The 15,813-nt window shown below is 58.5% G+C and carries 16 protein-coding genes and 1 pseudogene; 4 read left to right on the top strand and 13 right to left on the bottom strand.

Features of this window, described 5'->3' with window-relative positions:
- Positions 1 to 68: 68 nt before the first annotated feature.
- Complete coding sequence (gene phoB / locus F475_RS02625) at positions 69 to 758, bottom strand: phosphate regulon transcriptional regulator PhoB (protein ID WP_007896474.1); 690 nt, start codon at positions 756 to 758, stop codon at positions 69 to 71.
- Between the two features lie 152 nt (positions 759 to 910).
- Here phoB and F475_RS02620 point away from each other — a divergent pair, with 152 nt between their 5' ends.
- Positions 911 to 1,294 carry a hypothetical protein gene (locus F475_RS02620; protein WP_018927397.1) on the top strand — a complete coding sequence of 128 codons (384 nt, stop codon included), beginning with the start codon at positions 911 to 913 and terminating at the stop codon, positions 1,292 to 1,294.
- 76 nt (positions 1,295 to 1,370) lie between these two features.
- Here F475_RS02620 and ubiA read toward each other — a convergent pair whose 3' ends face one another.
- On the bottom strand, positions 1,371 to 2,261 hold the full coding sequence (gene ubiA, locus F475_RS02615) for a 4-hydroxybenzoate octaprenyltransferase (RefSeq protein WP_018927398.1): 891 nt from the start codon (positions 2,259 to 2,261) through the stop codon (positions 1,371 to 1,373).
- Positions 2,261 to 2,824, bottom strand: coding sequence for a chorismate lyase (locus tag F475_RS02610; protein WP_064621149.1), 564 nt, complete (start codon positions 2,822 to 2,824; stop codon positions 2,261 to 2,263). Before F475_RS02610 ends, ubiA begins: the two co-directional genes overlap by 1 nt.
- 200 nt (positions 2,825 to 3,024) lie before the next feature.
- On the opposite strand from F475_RS02610, the gene F475_RS02605 reads away from it, so the two are divergent.
- The 3 genes from F475_RS02605 (at position 3,025) to F475_RS02595 (ending at position 4,827) form a co-directional block, all read left to right on the top strand.
- Positions 3,025 to 3,192: a rubredoxin gene (locus tag F475_RS02605; RefSeq protein WP_007896465.1), complete on the top strand. Its 168-nt coding sequence runs from the start codon at positions 3,025 to 3,027 to the stop codon at positions 3,190 to 3,192.
- An 18-nt stretch (positions 3,193 to 3,210) separates the two neighbouring features.
- Entirely contained in the window at positions 3,211 to 4,359 is a 1,149-nt protein-coding gene (locus F475_RS02600; protein ID WP_007934519.1) for an NAD(P)/FAD-dependent oxidoreductase, read from the top strand.
- A 192-nt stretch (positions 4,360 to 4,551) separates the two neighbouring features.
- Positions 4,552 to 4,827 (top strand): HU family DNA-binding protein, encoded by a 276-nt coding sequence (locus tag F475_RS02595; protein ID WP_003213368.1) that lies wholly within the window; start codon positions 4,552 to 4,554, stop codon positions 4,825 to 4,827.
- Between the two features lie 88 nt (positions 4,828 to 4,915).
- On the opposite strand, the gene F475_RS02590 is transcribed toward F475_RS02595, so the two are convergent.
- The 10 genes and pseudogenes from F475_RS02590 to tssI form a co-directional block, all read right to left on the bottom strand.
- A complete protein-coding gene (locus tag F475_RS02590; RefSeq protein ID WP_111453148.1) occupies positions 4,916 to 5,311 on the bottom strand; it encodes a DUF6124 family protein in 396 nt (131 codons plus the stop codon).
- Between the two features lie 647 nt (positions 5,312 to 5,958).
- On the bottom strand, positions 5,959 to 7,113 hold the full coding sequence (locus F475_RS02585; RefSeq protein ID WP_111453072.1) for an ankyrin repeat domain-containing protein: 1,155 nt from the start codon (positions 7,111 to 7,113) through the stop codon (positions 5,959 to 5,961).
- Complete coding sequence (locus F475_RS30570; RefSeq protein ID WP_256597036.1) at positions 7,114 to 7,425, bottom strand: hypothetical protein; 312 nt, start codon at positions 7,423 to 7,425, stop codon at positions 7,114 to 7,116.
- 27 nt (positions 7,426 to 7,452) lie between these two features.
- A pseudogene (locus F475_RS30565) lies at positions 7,453 to 7,638 on the bottom strand (RHS repeat-associated core domain-containing protein); the annotation flags it as partial.
- Between the two features lie 22 nt (positions 7,639 to 7,660).
- Positions 7,661 to 8,095, bottom strand: coding sequence for a hypothetical protein (locus F475_RS02575; protein ID WP_111453071.1), 435 nt, complete (start codon positions 8,093 to 8,095; stop codon positions 7,661 to 7,663).
- Positions 8,076 to 8,321 carry an RHS repeat domain-containing protein gene (locus tag F475_RS02570; RefSeq protein ID WP_111453070.1) on the bottom strand — a complete coding sequence of 82 codons (246 nt, stop codon included), beginning with the start codon at positions 8,319 to 8,321 and terminating at the stop codon, positions 8,076 to 8,078. The genes F475_RS02575 and F475_RS02570 overlap by 20 nt, the downstream gene beginning before the upstream one ends.
- A gap of 13 nt (positions 8,322 to 8,334) precedes the next feature.
- On the bottom strand, positions 8,335 to 8,946 hold the full coding sequence (locus F475_RS02565; protein ID WP_111453069.1) for an imm11 family protein: 612 nt from the start codon (positions 8,944 to 8,946) through the stop codon (positions 8,335 to 8,337).
- Positions 8,947 to 8,957: 11 nt separating this feature from the next.
- Entirely contained in the window at positions 8,958 to 13,373 is a 4,416-nt protein-coding gene (locus tag F475_RS02560) for an RHS repeat-associated core domain-containing protein (protein WP_111453068.1), read from the bottom strand.
- Between the two features lie 12 nt (positions 13,374 to 13,385).
- The gene (locus F475_RS02555) at positions 13,386 to 13,820 is read right to left on the bottom strand and encodes a DcrB-related protein (RefSeq protein ID WP_019650052.1); all 435 of its coding nucleotides are present in this window, start codon (positions 13,818 to 13,820) and stop codon (positions 13,386 to 13,388) included.
- Positions 13,821 to 13,838: 18 nt separating this feature from the next.
- Complete coding sequence (tssI, locus tag F475_RS02550) at positions 13,839 to 15,776, bottom strand: type VI secretion system tip protein TssI/VgrG (RefSeq protein WP_111453067.1); 1,938 nt, start codon at positions 15,774 to 15,776, stop codon at positions 13,839 to 13,841.
- Positions 15,777 to 15,813 lie beyond the last annotated feature (37 nt).

The following is a 15,813-nucleotide window of genomic DNA, read 5'->3' as shown; positions in this document are numbered from 1 at the left end:
ATCAGGGTGCCATGCCAGTTTTGGTTCACGGAAAATATGCGTCCTTGTCAGCGAGGCTGGCGGTCTGTTCAGGCCTTGGTGGAAAACCGGTAGCCGGTGCCGCGCACGGTTTGTACCAGATTTTCGTAGGCATCGCCGAGGGCTTTGCGCAGGCGACGGATGTGCACGTCGACAGTGCGCTCTTCGACGTAGACATTGCCGCCCCAGACCTGATCCAGCAACTGGCCGCGGGTGTAGGCACGTTCCTGGTGGGTCATGAAGAATTGCAGCAAACGGTACTCGGTCGGGCCCATCTCGGCAGGTTTGCCGTCGATGGTCACGCGGTGGCTGATCGGGTCCAGCAGCAGGCCGCCGACTTCGATCGGCGCTTCGCCATCGGTCGGGCCGGCGCGACGCAGCACGGCTTTGAGGCGGGCCACCAGTTCGCGGGGGGAAAACGGTTTGGTGATGTAGTCGTCGGCGCCGACTTCCAGGCCCTGGATCTTGTTGTCCTCTTCGCCCTTGGCGGTGAGCATGATGATCGGGATATCCCCGGTCAGTTCGTCGCGCTTGAGGCGGCGGGCCAACTCGATGCCGGAGGTGCCGGGCAGCATCCAGTCGAGCAGGATCAGGTCCGGTTTGCGGTCGACGATAATGGCATGGGCCTGCTGGGAGTTCTCCGCCTCCAGGCAGTCATAGCCGGCCATTTCCAACGCAACGGCGATCATTTCGCGAATGGGCGCTTCGTCGTCGACGATCAGAATGCTCCTGCCAACCATGCCTTAATCCTCTTGTCATTTAACTGTCTTGCGCCGCATTAGATAACGGAATTATTGCAGTCGTGTGACAGTATTTTAGCCGCCCTGCGATTGTCGCGATCCTGAACTAAGCTCTAATTCCGAATCCTGACAACCACAAAAGGAAGGTTTCCATGAATCACATTGCTAAATCCTGGAAGGTCCTGCTGGTCACGGCTGCGTTAACGCTGCCGTCCCTGGCCTTTGCGGCAGAACCCGCCATGATGAAAGGCGGCATGATGGTCGATCAGAAGGGCATGACCTTGTATACCTTTGACAAGGACAAGGACGGCAAGTCGATGTGCATGGGTGAGTGTGCGAAGAACTGGCCGCCGATGATGGCTCCGATGGATGCCAAGCCCATGGGTGAATGGAAGCCGATCAAGCGTGACGACGGCACAATGCAATGGACTTACGACGGCAAGCCAATGTACACCTACAAAATGGACAGCAAGCCGGGAGACATGAAAGGCGACGGCATGATGAAAATGTGGCACGTGATTGGCGAACACAAGTAAGCGATTGCCTGCCCTGTAAACAGTCTGTAGCAGCTGGCGAAGCCTGAGTTCGGCAGCTGCTACAGATCAATCGCAGTCAACGTAATGCGTAATCCAGCACAATCCCCACAAAAATCGCCAACCCCGCCCAGTGGTTATGCAAAAACGCCTGGAAGCAACGCATCCGGTCTTTGCTGCGGGTGTACCAGAACTCCCACGCAAAGCAGCCTGCCGCCACCAGCAACCCAAGGTGGAACCAGCCACCGAGATGGAATTTCGAGCCAGCCAGCAACAGGCAGCCCAGCGCCAGGCCTTGCAAGGTCAGAATGATCACCCGGTCGGCATCGCCAAACAGGATCGCGGTGGATTTCACCCCGATCTTCAGGTCGTCATCGCGGTCGGTCATGGCGTAATAGGTGTCGTAGCCCACGGTCCACAGCAAGTTGGCGATCCACAGCAACCAGGCTGTCGCCGGCAACTCACCGGTCTCGGCAGTGAACGCCATCGGCATGCCCCAGGAGAACGCCGCGCCCAGCACCACTTGCGGGTAATAGGTGTAACGCTTCATGAACGGATACGTGAAGGCCAGGGCCAAACCGCCCAGCGACAGCCAGACCGTCGCCGCGTTGGTGCACAGCACCAGCAGGAAGCTCACACCCATCAGCACCGCGAAGAACACCAGGGCTTCTTTGGAGCTGATCTTGCCGCTCACCAGCGGCCGTTGCTCGGTGCGTTTCACATGGCCATCGACCTTGCGGTCCGCCCAATCGTTGATCACGCAACCGCCGGCACGGGTCAGTACCACGCCGAGCACGAAAATCACGATATTGGCCAGTGACGGCGAACCTTCACCGGCAATCCACAGAGCCCACAGCGTCGGCCACAGCAGCAGGTAAATGCCGATCGGCTTGTCCATGCGGGTCAGCTGAATGAAATCCCAGGCCCGAGGATTCACGCGGTTCAGAGACTTGAGCAGGTTCTGGTACATCAGCAGTTCTCCGGATGCGCGCGGGCGGCGCTCCACAGGGTCGGCAGGAAAACCTCGGCCACCAGCACGCTCAGGGCGCCACGGTCGAAACGCGAGCGCCGGCCCCACAGTTCAGGCGCCTGAGCCTCCATCGGCAACCACGCTTGAGGATAGTGACAAACCTCGATGGCCCGGCGCTGAAACGCCCGATCGCAAAACAGCAGTTCGCCCAGGGAGCGGCTACCCAGCTCATCCATATGCAATCCGTCGCCCTGCAGCGCACTACGCGCCGCCACGCTGCGGGCAAACACCCAGGCTTCACCGTGGCCGCGCAGATACACCTCGCGCACCCAGCCTTCGCTGCCTTCGGCCAGCTCCAGCGCGGCACATTCGTCGGCGCGCAGCGATTGCCAGCCTTCGAACAGCGGCGTGACGCTGAAACCGTCATTCGACAAACGGGTCAGGCGTCGGGTCAGTGACCCTTCATCGAACAACCAATCGAGCGTAGACGTGTCGGGGCGGGGCATCAGTTGGCTTTGAGAAAGCCAGAGCGGCGTCGGGGAGGGGGCTTTTGAGTGCGGCACAGTGAGTCATTATTGGCAGCAAATGAGGCGGCGAGCTTACCATGTCAGGCGGCGAGTTTGATTGATCCGGCCTGCCGTTGCGCCGAACAGGCTTGCATCTGCCGGGCCCGATCAGTACAAAACGCCCTGAGCCGGACAGCAACGCTTCATCTATCGACCGTTCGCGCCGGCAAAAGCCTGAATCCCGAGGAAATACCTGAATGAAAAAGTGGCAATGTGTGGTCTGCGGCCTGATCTATAACGAAGCCGAAGGCTGGCCGGACGACGGTATTGCGGCGGGCACACCGTGGCAGGACGTGCCGGAAGACTGGCTGTGCCCGGACTGCGGCGTGGGCAAAATGGATTTTGAAATGATTGAAATCAACTAAGCCTCCAAGGAGCTAGGAATGAACGCACCTGTCGTGATCGTCGGCACTGGGCTGGCTGGCTACAACCTGGCCCGGGAGTTTCGCAAACTCGATGGCGAAACCCCGCTGCTGTTGATTACCGCAGATGACGGACGCTCCTACTCCAAGCCGATGCTTTCCACCGGCTTTGGCAAGAATAAAGACGCCGATGGCCTGAGCATGGCCGAACCGGGCGCCATGGCCGAGCAATTAAAGGCCGAAGTGCGCACCCACACGCGCATCAGCGGCATCGATCCGGGCCACAAGCGCCTGTGGATCGGCGAAGAATCAGTGATCTATCGTGACCTGATCCTGGCCTGGGGCGCGGAAACCGTGCGCGTGCCGATTGAAGGCGACGCGGCCGATGCCGTTTTCCCGATCAACGACCTTGAAGACTACGCACGTTTTCGCGCAGCCGCGGCCGGCAAGCGTCGGGTGCTGCTGCTGGGCGCCGGTTTGATTGGCTGCGAATTTGCCAACGACCTGATTCTCGGTGGCTACGAAGTGCAACTGGTTGCCCCCTGCGAACAAGTCATGCCGACCTTGCTCCACCCGGCGGCGGCCGCTGCGGTCCAGGCCGGCCTGGAAAGCCTGGGCGCGCGCTTCCACCTCGGGCCGGTGCTCAATCGCTTGCAGCGAGTGGCGGACGGCCTGGAAGCGCATCTGTCTGACGGCCAGGTCATCCCTTGCGACGTAGTGGTGTCAGCCATCGGTCTGCGTCCGCGCATCGACCTGGCGGCCGCTGCCGGGGTGCAGGTCAATCGTGGCGTGGTGGTTGACCGTCACCTGAAAACCTCTCACGCCAACATCTACGCCCTGGGCGATTGCGCCGAGGTCGATGGGCTGAATCTGTTGTACGTCATGCCCCTCATGAGCTGTGCGAGAGCGCTGGCCCAGACCCTCGCCGGAAACCCTACGGCGGTGAGTTACGGCCCGATGCCGATCACCGTGAAAACCCCGGTCTGCCCATTGGTGGTTTCGCCGCCGCCACGGGGCGCGGAGGGCGTCTGGACGGTCGAAGGGCAGGGCGCGGACATCAAGGTGCTGTGCCGCGACAGCGCCGGCAAATTGCTGGGCTATGCCCTGACCGGCGCGGCGGTGATGGAAAAACTCGCCCTGAACAAAGAACTTCCGGCCCTGTTGGCGTAAATGCCGGTCGTTCTGTCGGAATCACCCCGTTTTTGCCCCCACAAAGGTCGCGGGGAGACTGGCGCCGCTCTTGCGCGCATGCCATCCTCATTCCCGTCTGCCGCAGAGTAGAGCACCTGCGGCGCCTTGGGCGCTGTTCCAACGAGAACAGCACGGACATAACAACAAAAAACCGTCAAAGGGGCTTCACTCATGCGTAAACCAGAACTCGCCGCTGCCATCGCGGAAAAAGCAGATCTCACCAAAGAACAGGCCAATCGCGTTCTCAACGCCGTTCTCGAAGAAATCACTGGCGCTCTGCATCGCAAGGATAGCGTCACGCTGGTGGGCTTCGGCACCTTCCTGCAACGCCATCGCGGTGCCCGCACCGGCAAAAACCCGCAAACCGGTGAGCCGGTGAAGATCAAGGCCAGCAATACTGTTGCGTTCAAGCCAGGCAAGTCGTTGAAAGACAGCGTTAATCCGTAACACGCACCGACTTCCCGCACAGCGGGCGAGCGGGATAAAAAATGGGCACGCCAACGAGGTTGGGTGCCCATTTTTTCTGTCTGGCGGATCAGCCGACTCGGCTTTGTTTCCTGGCGAGAATCGCTGCTATTTCCGGCTCATTCAGGTGATCCAGCGCGCGCTCTACCAACAAATGCACCCCATCGGCCAGGCGGCTGAGCGACAGGGCTACGGAGCGGCGTGAACCGTCCACGTCGTCGGCGAGGTCGGCGGCGATGGCGCTGATGGACAAGATATCTTCCGAGGCATTGGCGAGGAGGGCTTCAGTGTTGATGCCCGGGCAGACGCTGAAGAGCTGGCCTTTGCGTTTCGGTGGCTTTGGTTCGGCTGGCGGGAAGTGATGGTCGAGGGCGCGTTCGGCGGCGTCGTTGAGTTTTTTTGAATCGGGGCTTTCGTATGGGGAGACCGGATCGGTGTCCGGTGGGTTAGGTGTAACTTTGAACATGATCTTCAATTCCATGAGTGATGCTGACACCCCTTCGCCGACTAAACGAAGGGGTGGCGGCTGTACGCAGGTTAGTCGGACCGGGGAATTGAAGAAGCCGGCGCACCCAAAGGTGCCCTACGCACAGCCACCATCAAAATGCAGGTAGCAAGTACCTGTCTGACGGACGCTTGTACAACTTCAATTACCAGCGGGCGACTAAACCCGACCACTGACGATCAGTGACACGAATCAAGTTACCGACCGACCCCAAAGCGCACAAGCCGGCGGATTCTGGCGTAGCCGTAGGCAACGACGCAAGGTGTTGTAGCTTTCACGACGTTACCTACAAGGCTTTTAAACAAGCACTGTCAGGCATTGGCGTGGGACCGACTGGAATACCATTTTTGATCGGGATTGGGGTTGCCTACGTAATCGTCAGGTAGAAAGCATTAGTACTTCCTTGTTGATTTGGCGACTGACCGGATGGCGAGAGAACATGATGAGTGCGAGCTGGAAAAATGGGCACGCCGACTGGGTCGGGTGCCCATTTTTGTTGGACGCAGAGATGAACTTCTAACGAAGACCCTCCACCAGTCTCTGGTCTTTTTCTCCGCCCCAAGGATCGCCCAACAGGGACTTGGCTGGTGCTTTGCCGCTCCACCTTTCTACTGCATTATCTCTGGATCCGGAGCCGGAATGACCACACTCGCCCAACTGGCTGTACGTTTGCGTTGTGTCAGAGCACGCAATGCTGCTGTGTCGGGTTCGCCTTTTTTCTTGAATTTGACAGGCACCAAAACATAGAGCATCACCTTTTCATCGTCGGGGATGATCTCTTTTTCAGTTTTCGTATCCCAGGCTTTATCCACGGCCACGAAAGCATCCACTTCGTCTGGCCAGGCCAGGTTGGCATACATGGCATCGGAACGACGAATCAAGAAGCCTTCCGACAAGGGGCCATTATCGAACGTGTGGCGAGCGAGCAGAGACAGCAACTCAACCGGAAAAACCCAAGGACTGTGGGGGGGAAAACCATGCTGCGTAAGAGGCCAGTCGCCAGGTAAGCATACGAATAATTCGGTATGAGGATTTTTGGCAAAAAGTCCGATGGTAAAGAGTAACTTGAACTTGCTTTTGCCATCAATACAGCTGATACGCAGCTCCAGCCCCCCTTCATTAGTGATGGGACTCAGTTGCGCGGGTAGAACCCAGCCAGCGGTGTTGTGCACGAAAGTGACTATAGAACCACCAAATTCCTCAGGCTGGCTTTCAACGTCCATGATACTGACCGCCCCGGATTTTCTTAAGGTGGACGCAATCTCTGTAAATCCCCAGGTGTTGGCGATGTCCAATGGCGCAGTATTCAGCCTGGTGTGCAGTCGATTGATGTTGGCATGGTGTTCTACAAGAAGATTGACGACGTCCTGATGCCCAAAGGTAATCGCGTCAATCAGCGGGGTGGTTATGCTGTTAGGCCACCCATCCACCAAAGCACCGGCCTCAAGAAACCATTGGCATGTTTGTAAGTGTCCATTGCCAGCGGCTGCGGCAAGTGGCGTGCTATTGCCGGAACTGGCGGCAGGCTGGTCCAGCGCAATACCTAAAGACACCAATAAGCGGCAAATTTCGGTTTGCCCCTGTTCAGCGGCCATGTGCAGCAGGGTTTCATGCCCATCAAGACCATACATGGGCAAGTGCAATAGAACGGAATTTTTCTCTAGGCACTTTTTTAGTGAGGCTGCATTTCCCGACGCGATGTCTGCGTGAATGGCTAATAAAGTTTTAATGTTCTTTTCATAAATTTCTTCTGGGTTGTTCATTTAAAAAATACCTTTTGTCATTTGAGCACCCATGTTTTTCAATGCGTTTTGGACACTGGCCAGCCCGCCGACGTCTGCTTTCTGTAGTATTTCATAGACTTTTTTGGCGCTGGCTATCGAGTGATTCCCTCCACCATTTTGGGCCCAGGTGAAGTTGCGCGGGTCGTTGTTTAGGCCAATTTTGTGTTTGGCCAGAATTTTTTGCGAGTCGGTAATGTACTTTTGATTTTGAGCTTTCCAGCTTTTCGGAGCTTTTTCGCGGACGATATGATGGTAATGCGGCTTTACCATACCCTTAGGAGCAGGCCCCATCGCTCTCTTCTGTGAGGCGCTGAGTCGACAAACTTCCCACCCCCACGGATCCACCCACCCAATCGGATTCGGTGCGTATTGATAGAGGTTGAATCCCCCCGCCAACCCAATCGGATCCGGCGTAGTAAACCACCCCACATCCGGATCATAAAACCTGAACGTATTGAAATGCAGCCCCGTCTCCAGGTACTGCCCCTGAAACCTCAGGTGTCGGCCCTAGAGCCCTCGGCCATGGTCAGGCTTTTTTCTCTAAATAGAACTTCAGATATTTTTTTAATATTTCTTGAAAGGCTCGTGCCTTACCGAAGCTATAAGCATCGTCAAAGTATTTATAAGCCTGTGAATAATCTTTCAGTTCAAAGTAGACCATTCCCAAGTTGATCAACGGACCTGTATCGATATCTGACTCTCGGCCATCCAGGGTCTTTTGTGCCCAATCTTTAGCGGCCTCGAAGTCACCGTTGTCGAAGTGCAGGTTGAAAAAAGAACCTGTGACCCATGACGACAAAGGTGTCCATTCTAGTTTTGGCTCAGGAAGCAAGTCCCATGCTTTTTGGTACAAGGCCTGGGCTTCATTTTTTTTGTTTTGCTCATCGAGCTCATTGCCCGAGGCCATAATGGCCATTATCTCATCTGCCAGCGTGGGGTTTTTATCTGCCAAGTTCTTCATATGATAGTTCTGTATTTATGGTAGACGTGACCACGCTGCCGTTTTCATTGCGCACTTCGATCAACCGACTCTCGGCGTCGTAACCGAAACGCTGCACGCCCCGTTTAGTACTGCGTTCTTCGATCATCCGGCCTAACGAGTCATAGCGGTAACGTTTGTCCTGATAGGTCAGCAGTTTGTTGTGCACCACCAGCCCAGAGCCGCCCCTAAAAATGTCGATCATCATGGGGGCCAGAAGCCTAGGCCTGATTTTTATAAGGGACAAATGTGCGGTTGGCGATATAGAAACCCAAGCCTTTGTTGCTTTTGAATTTTTTCTCGATCATAGAATCGGCCAACTGCTGAGAGATCAGAAGGTCTCCTGACTCTGGCTCACGAGCGATTCCGCGCATGCCGGCAGCATCGTCCAGGAACCAGGTTTTAGTGAAATAGATGATCGATCCGTCATCATCCCGTTCAGCGGCAGATTGCCCTTGATCTATCGCGTTGACGGTATTGATTGCATTCACTATGAAAAAAGCTTCGTCGACCTCTTCCCCGTCTGCAATGACGACAGCAGGTTGAATGAGCTGAATGTCCTGAGCAGATTGATTGGTGAGAAAATTCGCAAGTCGCTCAGTGACTAGTGGGACTCCCCCAAGTAGCCATAGGCAGTCATACGCAAGCAGCTTTTTTTTCTTGCACGGAAAATAGACCTTTGGCTTGTCCATATTCAATGGATAGGGTTTTCCCGCCAACAATGACAGGTAGTCAAAATTCGAACCGGCGGTTTCATAAGAACCGCTTTCGATGTCATACGAGCCGATCAGTTGTTCGCTGTAATAGGTAGGGGCTTTCCAACTTAAGATCATGCTTGATTTTCCTAATCGTAATAAGCGCCGGGACGGGCATTTTTGTTCAGTTGCCTCTCGCCGGAACGGAGTAGTTTGCGCTCATCGGAAACTATTTTATCCAGGGCCTTGCGATATTGCGCCTGATTCCAGTTGTTCCGCTTGCCAGCTTGTTCTGCTTGTGTCATTCGTCCGGCCAGGTTGTCGTTGACTCTACCGGCGTGACGTCCCTCATGAATTGATCGGCGTCCATCGGCCATGGCGGTGGCCTTGTTGGGTAGGAAAATTTTATTTTGTCTGCTTTGCAGGTCAAATCCAGCCAACTTCAGCAGCGGATGATTTTTGGTACTGGCGTGTTTGTCACTCAGAATGTGATGGTCCTGATAGCCCTGCTTCTTCAGCTTGTTGATTCGTTTGTTAATGGATGACGAGCAACTCCATCCCAACGGGTCCACCCACTCGAGTGGGTTGGCCGCATACAGATATAGATTGATTCCCCCTGCCAACCCAATCGGATCCGGCGTCGTAAACCGCCCCACATCCGGATCATAAAACCTGAACGTATTGAAATGCAGCCCCGTCTCCCGGTCCAGGTATTGTCCCTGAAATCGCAGGTTCTGCTCTTCAATGTAATACGGCTCGCGCACCTCTTCTAACGTGTTGCCCCACACCCGATAACTCGCCTGCCAGACGTTGTGGCCGTCCGCCTCGGTGAGCTGTTCCGGCAGGCCGTTGAGGTCGTTGTGGTAGTAGCGGATTTTTTGCAGTGGGCCGGTGCCGTCGACGCGGGCCAGGGGTTCGTAACCTTCGTCTTCGTATAGGTAGAGGCTGGTTTGCTGATGGCGATGTTCCTGCAACAGGCGCAGGCCGTCCCACGTGAAGCGGGTTTCTCCCAGTGGATAACCCTTGCTGTCGTGTACGGTTTTTTCGATGCGCCGGCCCAGTGGGTCGTAGGTCATCCTGACCACGCTGCCGTTTTCATTGCGCACTTCAATCAAGCGGCTTTCGGCGTCGTAACCGAAGCGCTGCAGGCCTCGTTTAGCGCTGCGTTTTTCGATCATCCGGCCAAACGCGTCATAGCGATAACGCTTGTCCTGATAGGTCAGCAGTTTGTTGTGCACCACCAGCCCGGCGCCGGGTTGTGGGCCGTCCAGCAGGTTGGCGGCGGCGTCGTAGGCGAAGGTTTCGCGCTGGCCGTGCAGGCTGTCCTGGCTGGCGATGATGCGGCCAGTGGCGTCGTAGTGCAGCAGTTGGCGGTGTTGTGCGGCGGGTTGCTGGTCGAGTTTGCCGATCAGGTTGTCAGCGGGGTCATACTCGAAGTGCTTTTGCACGGCCGCCGGCATCAACGAGGGCTGGCTGGTGTGACGGCGTTGGCGTGAGCGTAAGCGCCCGCTGCGGTCGTATTCGCTGCGGGTGCTGATCTGGCCCTGGGTGCGCAGCACTTCGCGGTGCAGGCGGTCGCGTTCGAAGTCGCTGATGACCTGGCCGTCGAGGTTGATCTGGTGCAGGTGGCCGCTGCCGTAGTACAGGCGATTGAGCCAGCGGCCGTCGGGCAGTTGGGTCTGGATCAGGTTGCCGAGTTCGTCATAGTGATATTGCAGGCTGCCGGCCGCGCTGTGTTCGGCGAGCAACTGGCCGAGGGCGTCGTAGGCGAAGCTCAGGGTTTGTGCGTTGCCCTGGTGGTCGGTGAAGGTGACGGCGGTGAGCTGGTCCAGTGGGTCGTAGGTGTAGTCGGTGCGGCCATCGTCGGTGACTTTGGCGATCAGCCGGCCGACGGCGTCGCGTTCCAGTCGGTGAACGATGGGAGCGGGGGGCGACTCGGGGACGACGGCCAGGCCGTTACCGTAAGGTGCCGGAACAGCCGTGACCGCCGCGACGTTATCCAGCAGGTCATAGGTGTAGCGCTTGGCACTGCCATCCAGATCCTGTTGTTCAATCAGTCGATCCCCAGCATCCCAGGCAAACCGATAACTCTCGCCATTTTCGTTGGTCAGCGCCTGCAGCCGCCCATAGCGGTCGTACCCGAACTGCACCTGCCGGCCATGGGCGTCGGTGCGTTGGCGGACCTGGCCGCGACGGTTGTGTTGGTAGAGCGTGGTGTGCCCGGCCGGGTCGGTATAGCCGGTCAACTGGCCGCTGACGTCGCGCTGATACTGCTCGGTGCGGCCGTCCGGCAATTGGCTGCTGAGCAACCGTCCCTGGGCGTCGTAACTGAATTGGGTGCGTTCGCCGAGGGCATCGGTGATGGTTTGCAGATAGCCCCGGTTGTCGTAGCTGAACCGCGTCGGGTAACCCGAACAATCGATGTGTTCGACCAGTTGGCCGAACGGGTTCCAGCGCAGCCTTTTGCTTTTGCCGGTGGCGTCGATGATCTCGACGACCTGGCCTTGGGTGTCGTAGCGGTATCGCGTTACATGGCCCAGCGGATCGGTTTCGGCGATGCAGTTGCCGCGCTGATCGTAGCGATATTGCCAACTGTTGTCCGCGGTATCGGTTTCCACCAGCGGCAAGGCCCAGTGCTCGAGCCATAGGGTCGATTCACTGCGGCCCAGCGGGTCGGTTTCGCCGATCAGGTTGCCGGCGTCGTCGTAGCTGTATTCATAGCGCCCGCCCTGCGGGTCGGTCGCGCTGAGCAATTGGCGTTCGTCGTTCCACTCGAACTGCCAGGTCTGGCCGAGGTTGTCGGTGTATTCGGTGATCTGGTGCTGGGTGTTCCAGCGCCGTGTACTGATGCGCTGTGAGCCGTCGGTGATGCGCGTTGCACCGGCCTTCAGGTCATAGTCGAACTGGTAAGTGTCGCCTTCGTCGGTCCAGTGCCGGACCACGCGCCATTCAAGGTCTTCAACCAACGCCCATTCATAGAAACATCGCAGCCCCGTGGGCAACTGATGCTCGACCATCCGCCGCCCGGCGTCGTAGGCGAAGCGCCGTTGCACCTGGTCGGTGGCGTCGCGCACTTCGGCCAGGTTGCCCACTGTGTCGTAGCCATAACTGACGAGCACTTCACGATGCTGGTCGGGATACACGCGTTCCACTCGAGCCACGCGGTCGCGCTCCCGAATCAATTCGACCTGCACCAGATCGAAGGTGTCCCGTAGGCGCGCCAACTGTCCGGCGTCGTCATAGTCGAGGTGGATGCGGTTGTCATTGCGGTCACCGAGCTGGTTCAGGCGCAACAACGACGGATTACCGGGTGTACCGTCGAACAGCCGATACAACCCGTCATCGCTTTCAATCAACAATTCCCCATTGCGATGCCGCCGAACACTCAGCCCTTCACCCGCACTGAACACCGCGCCGCCCAGAGGAATCGAGCCCATATCGATGCGCCGGCCCTGTTCATCGGTGTACACCAGCGTTTTCCCGCCCTCCGGGTGAGGCAGGATTTCAACCCGCACCTCGTAGGACACGCTCCAACCCGCGCCGAACAACCCGTCGCGGCGTTCGTCGCGGCTGTTGTAGAAGCGCTGCCAATCGATCGGCAAGATGCCCGGCAGCACGAAATCCAGCTCTTCGTCCCCACCCAGCACCTTGGCCCCGGTCGCAGCATGCACCGGGTTCGACGAACCCATGGCGGCGTTGGCCATGGCGCCCATGGCGCTGCTGATAGCCATCGACGTCGCGCCGCCGATCAGCATGCACGGCAGTTTGCTGAAGAACTTGCCCTTGCCGCCCTTGAGCATCAGCAACGCGGTGACCGCCAGCCCCACGCCCGGGGTCTTGCCGCTGCGGATCTCACGCACTACCACCGAACCGCCACCAATGGTCACGTTCGATGAGATCAGCCCGGACGATACGACCTTGGCATCGCAGGTGCTACGGTCGCCGCTGCGCACGGCGGGTTGGCCGTTGATGGTGACCTTGTCCGAGCCCTCGGCCATGAACTGCGGCGGCATCGGCGGATGCTTCATGCAGACGAGCAGGTCCAGCGGCTTGGGCACGGCGCCGGGCGCCGGGGTGGCGACGGTGGGGCGCCACATCTGCGAGAAGAAGCTCTCGGCCATGTCCAGATAGCTGGGCTCGGCTTCGGGCTCGGGTGCCTCCAGCTCGGTGCCGGCCGGCGCGACATGGGACGCAATCGCCCCGGCGGCCCGGGCGGCGGGCATGTTGTTGGTCAGGGTGTTGGTGGAGCCGGTGAGAATCGTTGCCTGCACCGTGGGCGGGAACAGCGCATTGCTGAAGCTCTCGCACAGGTTGCTCAGGCCCTTGTCGGCCCCGGTCTTGCTCATGGCAAGGCCGACGATGGTGCCCACCACCGCGCCGAGCAGGAAGCAGCCGAGGCCGCCGGTGGCGACGGTGATGCCCGTCGCCGCCACCACGGCAGCCGTCGCCAGCGCGGTGATCGCGATGTTCGCTGCCACCTCCAGCACGCCGCCGAGGATGTCGGCCATCATCGAGGTGTGGTCGAGGGCATCGCCCAGCCGGGCGGCCCAGAGTGCGTCAGACATGCAGGGTGCTCATCAGGCCGGAACGTCGAACAGCAACGAACTCTTGATGGTTGCCCAATGCGCGGCTTCGGCATCGCCGAGTTTTTCCGCCTTCACGTAGCTCAGGGCGAGCATTTTGCGGGTTCCGGGCAATACCAGCGCCAACTGATATTGGAAGACTTTGTCGTTGCCCTTGTTGAACTGGCTGCGCAACTCGATGCCTTCGACCTCCTGGCTGGCGCCCAGGCGCACGGCGACGCCCGGCTGAAAACGCAAGTCCTGCACTTGTTTTTCCAGGCGCTTGAGCTGGTCGTCGAAGTTGCTTTGCAGGGTTTCGCCCTCGGCCAGCAAGCTGCGGCTGACAATCAGCGAGGTGCCCAGTTCGGGGAACTTGAGGATGTTGATCGTCGCGTCTTGCAGCTCGCTTGCCGGCAGCTGGAACTGGAACTCATTGATGCGGTAAGTCATGGCGCTTGAATCTCGTGGTTAGCCCTTGGGCTTGGGGAATGCGGCATTGATATTGGCGTCGATGCTGGCCTTGACGCCCTGGCCGTCAGGCGTGGCGCCAGGGCCGCCGCCGTTGTTCAGGTGCAGCACGCCGCCGGTGTTGATCTCGGCGTCACCGCTGGCATAGAAGCTTATTTGCACGCCGGTCAGGTTGATCTGGCCGCTGGCATTGAGCTCCAGGATGCTTTCGCCGCATACCAGCCGCAGGTTTTCGCCCACTTCGATGACGTAGCTCTGGCTGATGCTGTCGGTCTTGCGCTGGCCCACCGACAGAATGTCTTCCTGCTTGACGATGCGCAGCCGGTTGTTGCCGATGGTCACCGTCTCGTTATGCCCGATGCTTTTGTTGCGGTCGTGACCCACCGAGTGGCTTTCATCCACCTCGACCACGATGTCCTGATTGCGCTCGGCATGGATGTACAACTGCTCGGCGCCTTTTTTGTCTTCCATGCGGATTTCGTTGAAATTGGCCGGCGAGCCGCCCTTGCTCGAACGGCTTTTCATGCCGCTCTGGGTAGCGTTTTCCGGCAAGTCGTAGGGCACGGTCTGTTCGGCGTTGTAGACGCGGCCGGTGATGATCGGCCGATCCGGGTCGCCTTCGAGGAAGCTGACGATGACTTCCTGGCCGATTCGTGGGATCTGCATCGAGCCCCAGTTTTTTCCGGCCCAGGATTGCGACACGCGAATCCAGCATGAACTGTTTTCGTTGGATTGGTCGTGACGGTCCCAATAGAAATGCACTTTCACCCGGCCGAACTGGTCGGTCCAGATTTCCTCGCCCTTGGGGCCCACCACCAGTGCGGTCTGCGGGCCTTTGACGATGGGGCGGTGGGTGTTGGGCAGCGGGCGATAGCTTTGTTGTGCGTCGATGCAGGTCAGGCTGCTTTCGAACTGTGCCGAAGCCACGCCACCGCTGGTTTCCAGGCTTTCCTGGTCAATGTGGTAGCGGGCGCCGACGATCAGGTATTCGCGGTTCTGGTCCTGGCGGCTGAAGCCGGTGAGGCTGAACAAATGACCCGACCCCAGGCCTCGGGCGTTGCCGGCCAGCTCGACCTGTTCGTGCAGGGTCTGCAAGGCTTCGATGCGGGTACGTGCGTAGTGTTCGCCGTCTTCGCTTTGCACATAGGTGCCGGGGTAGTCGTACAGCGGATAATCGCCGGCGGTGTGCGGACGGGGCATGGCCGAGCGAACGTCAATCCGCGCGCCAGGGCGCTGGAAGTCATAGTCGTTGAGTTCCAGCGAGCCCGGCTGGACTTGCTGGGCCAGGTGCCAATCGTAGATGTGATCGCGTTCGCGTTGCTGTTCATTCTTGGGGTAGTAGGGCACCGAGGCATAGCCGGGCACGTTGGCATGGGCGCCGTAGGCATCGGCCAGCACCAGCACATGACGACCCTGTTCATGGCGGAAGAAGTAGTAGATTCCTTCCTGTTCCATCAGGCGGCTGACGAAGTCGAAGCTGGTTTCGCGATACTGCACGCAGTATTCCCACTCGCGATAGGGCCGGCTCAGGGCATCTTCGAAATCCGAGAAACCCAGGTCACGAAACACCTGCTTGATGATCTGCGGGATGGTCAGGTTCTGGAAAATCCGGCAATCGGACGTGCGGGTCAACAGCCATAGCCAGGGCCGCAGCGTGACCTGGTAACTGGCGAACTGGCCCTGGTCGACGTTCTGGCTGCAACGGGCAACGATGCCATGGAAATGACGCTCGCCACCGCCGTCCAGTTGCAGGCTCAGGCACATGGGTTTGCCGAGCAACTGGTTGAGGTCGATGGCGTTGTCCAGCGAGTGCAACTGCAGCTCATAGCTGAACAGCCGCCCCAATTCTTCGCCGCCGCCCATGTCCTTGAGCAACAGCACATCCGGCCCCAGGGGGCTGGTGATCTTTGCCAGGCGTGAGAGTTGCTTGAATAGCATCAGTTATCCCTTGTCACTGCTCGGTTCCTTCCTACGG

It is taken from the genome of Pseudomonas sp. URMO17WK12:I6, from assembly GCF_003253625.1.
Lineage (GTDB): Bacteria > Pseudomonadota > Gammaproteobacteria > Pseudomonadales > Pseudomonadaceae > Aquipseudomonas.
This window is presented reverse-complemented; position numbering and strand designations above follow the sequence as displayed.

Excerpts from the sequence above, each read along its gene's own strand:
- phoB (WP_007896474.1), bottom strand. The coding sequence starts at position 758 with ATGGTTGGCAGGAGCATTCTGATCGTCGACGACGAAGCGCCCATTCGC.
- F475_RS02585 (WP_111453072.1), bottom strand. The coding sequence starts at position 7,113 with ATGAACAACCCAGAAGAAATTTATGAAAAGAACATTAAAACTTTATTA.
- F475_RS02565 (WP_111453069.1), bottom strand. The coding sequence starts at position 8,946 with ATGATCTTAAGTTGGAAAGCCCCTACCTATTACAGCGAACAACTGATC.
- F475_RS30570 (WP_256597036.1), bottom strand. The coding sequence starts at position 7,425 with ATGGGGCCTGCTCCTAAGGGTATGGTAAAGCCGCATTACCATCATATC.
- ubiA (WP_018927398.1), bottom strand. The coding sequence starts at position 2,261 with ATGTACCAGAACCTGCTCAAGTCTCTGAACCGCGTGAATCCTCGGGCC.
- F475_RS02605 (WP_007896465.1), top strand. The coding sequence starts at position 3,025 with ATGAAAAAGTGGCAATGTGTGGTCTGCGGCCTGATCTATAACGAAGCC.
- F475_RS02595 (WP_003213368.1), top strand. The coding sequence starts at position 4,552 with ATGCGTAAACCAGAACTCGCCGCTGCCATCGCGGAAAAAGCAGATCTC.
- F475_RS02560 (WP_111453068.1), bottom strand. The coding sequence starts at position 13,373 with ATGTCTGACGCACTCTGGGCCGCCCGGCTGGGCGATGCCCTCGACCAC.
- F475_RS02600 (WP_007934519.1), top strand. The coding sequence starts at position 3,211 with ATGAACGCACCTGTCGTGATCGTCGGCACTGGGCTGGCTGGCTACAAC.
- F475_RS02590 (WP_111453148.1), bottom strand. The coding sequence starts at position 5,311 with ATGTTCAAAGTTACACCTAACCCACCGGACACCGATCCGGTCTCCCCA.
- F475_RS02555 (WP_019650052.1), bottom strand. The coding sequence starts at position 13,820 with ATGACTTACCGCATCAATGAGTTCCAGTTCCAGCTGCCGGCAAGCGAG.
- tssI (WP_111453067.1), bottom strand. The coding sequence starts at position 15,776 with ATGCTATTCAAGCAACTCTCACGCCTGGCAAAGATCACCAGCCCCCTG.
- F475_RS02570 (WP_111453070.1), bottom strand. The coding sequence starts at position 8,321 with ATGATGATCGACATTTTTAGGGGCGGCTCTGGGCTGGTGGTGCACAAC.
- F475_RS02575 (WP_111453071.1), bottom strand. The coding sequence starts at position 8,095 with ATGAAGAACTTGGCAGATAAAAACCCCACGCTGGCAGATGAGATAATG.
- F475_RS02620 (WP_018927397.1), top strand. The coding sequence starts at position 911 with ATGAATCACATTGCTAAATCCTGGAAGGTCCTGCTGGTCACGGCTGCG.